Raw genomic sequence first — 1,785 nt, 5'->3', positions numbered from 1 at the left:
GTTCCGGCGGAATGCCCGGCCCATCATCGTCGAAGGTCAGCACGGCCTGGCCGCCGGCGCTCGTCAGGGCAACGCTGCAGCCCCTGCCATGTGTAGCGGCGTTGACGATCAGGTTGCGCAGAGCCCGCCTGAGGCCAAGCGCGCCGGCCTTGACCGAGACTTTGTCGAGCTGGCCGACAGAGACCGGATGTCCGAGCGAGATCATCTCGGCCTGGATGTCGCGCAGCAGCCTCGCCAGGTCGACCGGCTCGACGGCATCCTGGTTGACCTCCTCGCGCACCAGCCGGATCGCGCTGTCGGCGATGCGGTCGAGCTCATCGAGGTCGTGCAGCCATTTTTCGCGGTCGTCGTCGAGGAATTCAGCCCTGAGCCGCATCCGCGTCATCGGCGTCCTCAGGTCATGGCCGGCGGCGGCGACCAGCCGCATGCGGCTCTCCATCGCCGTCTTCAGCCTGGCGGAGAGCTGATTGAGCGCATGCGCCGTCGCCCGGACTTCCGCCGACCCCTTCTCCGGCACCGCCGCCAGCACGCCGTCCGATCCGATCTTGCTGACCGCCGTCTCCAGCATCTCCAGCGGCCGCACCAGCACGGCGGTGAAATAGACCGAGACCGCCGTGGCGCCGAGCGCGATCAGCGTGATCCAGCCGGCCAGCACGAACCAGACATCGCGCGGTGGATTGAAGTCCGGCACGTCGACGATCATCCAGCGATTGCCGGGCAGCGCGACCGAGGCGACCATGCCGGGACTGCCGGGGTTGCGGCTGACGGTCGCCGAAAGGTCGAGACCGTCGTCATGCAGGATGTCGTTGAGCACTCGCGTGTGCTTGAGGTCCTCGAAACCGTCGGCGGGACGGTCGCTGATGTTGATCGGCGCGTCACTCGGACCGGCCACATGGCCCGGAACCAGTTGCACCATGAGCTGCACCTGGCGGGCGACCGGCCGCATGATGAGCTCGGGGGACGGCCCGCCGAGCACCTTGATCGCGACGAACGTGGCAAGGCCCACGACGCCGACGATCGACGCGACCAGCAGGATGATCAGGCGCCGGCGCAGCGAGGTCATGCTTCGGCCTCGGCCGTCTCGACGCGCGCGGTGAGCTGGTAGCCGCCATTGCGCACCGTCTTGAACAGCGGACCCTCGCCCGCGTCACCGAACTTGCGCCGCAGTCGGCTCATCAGCACGTCGACGGATCGGTCGAGCGGGTCACGCTCGCGGCCTTGCGTCAGATCGAGTAACTGATCGCGCGACAACAGCCGTCCGGGGCGGTCGAGGAAGACCTGCAGCAGGTCGAACTCAGCGCCGGTGAGGTCGATCAGCGCGCCCTCGGCATCCATCACCTTGCGCGTGTCCGGCTCCAGCCTGTAGCCGGCGAACTGGTAGACGCGCACACGCGGCGGAGCCTCTTCCGGTGCTGAGCGCCTGAGCACGGCACGGATGCGGGCGGCAAGCTCGCGCGGGTTGAACGGTTTGCCGAGATAGTCGTCGGCGCCGAGCTCCAGCCCGATGATGCGGTCCACATCCTCCTTCAGCGCCGTCAGTAGGATGACCGGAATATGCGGCTTGCGATCGCGCAGCGCCCTGCAGATGTCGAGGCCCGAGCCGTCGGGCAGCATGACGTCGAGCACGATCAGGTCGAACTGGCCCGAGCCGAGCTTCTGCTCGGATTCGCGCCGGTCAGCCGCCACCGAGACGCGAAAGCCCTGCCCATCGAGATAGCGCCCGAGCAGCGTCCTGATTTCGCGGTCGTCGTCGACGACGAGGATGTGGGGTTGTGCCTGCATTAC

At 67.7% G+C, this 1,785-nt stretch carries 2 protein-coding genes; both read right to left on the bottom strand.

All coding sequences use genetic code 11. The features are described 5' to 3' along the window. Positions 1–1,063: histidine kinase dimerization/phospho-acceptor domain-containing protein (locus EN781_RS31805; RefSeq protein WP_127400693.1), on the bottom strand; the 1,063-nt coding region annotated here is incomplete at its 3' end. Beyond that, positions 1,060–1,782, bottom strand: coding sequence for a response regulator transcription factor (locus EN781_RS31800; RefSeq protein WP_126054241.1), 723 nt, complete (start codon positions 1,780–1,782; stop codon positions 1,060–1,062). The genes EN781_RS31800 and EN781_RS31805, both read right to left, overlap by 4 nt. Positions 1,783–1,785 lie beyond the last annotated feature (3 nt).

This window comes from Mesorhizobium sp. M4A.F.Ca.ET.090.04.2.1 (genome assembly GCF_003999085.1).
In the GTDB taxonomy this organism is placed as follows: domain Bacteria; phylum Pseudomonadota; class Alphaproteobacteria; order Rhizobiales; family Rhizobiaceae; genus Mesorhizobium.
The sequence above is the reverse complement of the archived record's forward strand: the minus strand, read 5'-3'. Positions and strand labels throughout refer to the sequence as shown.

Bases quoted from the DNA above. Each gene is read 5' to 3' on its own strand.
- EN781_RS31800 (WP_126054241.1), bottom strand. From the start codon at position 1,782: ATGCAGGCACAACCCCACATCCTCGTCGTCGACGACGACCGCGAAATC.